The sequence below is a fragment of the Micromonospora sp. KC207 genome, assembly GCF_004348615.1.
Taxonomy (GTDB): Bacteria; Actinomycetota; Actinomycetes; order Mycobacteriales; family Micromonosporaceae; genus Micromonospora.
This window is the reverse complement of the sequence record NZ_SMKJ01000599.1, coordinates 1-1175: the sequence shown is the minus strand read 5'-3', so window position 1 is coordinate 1175 and position 1175 is coordinate 1. Positions and strand designations below refer to the sequence as shown.

General features: G+C 74.3%; 1 protein-coding gene. It reads right to left on the bottom strand.

What is annotated here, in order from left to right; all coding sequences use genetic code 11:
* On the bottom strand, window positions 1-1175 hold a 1175-nt coding region (locus E1258_RS32740), incomplete at both ends, for an acyltransferase domain-containing protein (RefSeq protein ID WP_165949968.1).

Genomic DNA, 1175 nt, shown 5'->3' with positions numbered 1-1175 from the left:
GTGCGGGCGGGGTGCCGTTGCCCACCGGTCGGGCGGCGGGCGTCCCGTTGCCGGCGGCCCGCGCGGTGGCCGGCGCGACGGTTCCGCCCGGCGCGACCGTGAGGCCGAGCAGGCCGGCCGCCTCCGGGCCGAGGCGGACCAGGGGGCCGCCGAGGTCGAGCTTCACTCGGGGTCCGCGCCGACCGGTGCTGCCGGTGGGCTTCGCCGGTGCCGCCGGCGCGGTACGGACCGGGGCGGTCAGCGCCCGCAGGTTCGGCGCGGCACCCTCCACCCACAGCGCGGTGGCCACCCGGCGGAGCTGGTCGAGCCCGCTGCGGTGCGAGGTGTTCACCGGCATGGCGAGATGGTCCCGCCCGCGCAGGTTGTCGCTGACCAGCGAGGCGAGCTGCCCCGCGCCGACCTGGAGGAAGACCCGGAACCCGTCGGCGTACATCGCGTCGACGGTCTGCCGGAACCAGACCGGCTCCATCATGTGCCGGACGAAGATGTGGTTGACCTGGTCCTCGTCGTCCGGGAACGGCGCGTGCAGGGTCGCCGACCACACCGGCATCCGGGTCGGGTGGACCTCCCACCGGCCAAGCGCCGCGCCGATCGAGGTCAGCCCCTCGGCGAAGGCCGGAGTGTGGAACGCCGAGCGGAACGGCAGCTTCTGGCACAGGATGTTGCGGGTACGCAGCGCCTCCACCAGCCGGTCCACCTGCGTCTCCGGCCCGTTCACCACGGACTGGCCCGGCGCGTTGTCGTGCGAGAGGACGACCCCGGGGAAGTCCCCGAGCAGCGGGGTGACCCGGTCGGCGCCCGCGCCGACCGCCGCGAAGACGTACCCGGAAACCTCCACCGAGTCGGCGTTGAACAGCTCCAGGAACTCGTCCATCGCGGCGGTGCTGATCTGGCCGCTGACGGCGGCGGCGGTCCACTCGCCGATGCTGTGCCCGGACACGGCGTCGGGCCGCACGTCGATGCGTTCCAGCGCCTCGTTGAGCAGTTTGCCGACCTCGATCAGGCCGGCGCCGTGCCGGCCCAGGTCGGCGGCGGACCATTCCCGATCGGGCAGCCCGAAGTGGGCGGCCAGGTCGGCGGTGCGTGGCGAGAACTCCGCCTCCAGACCGGGGAAGACGAACGCGAGCTTGCCCGCCCCGTCGGCCAGCAGCGGCTCCGGGCTGAACCAGATGTCC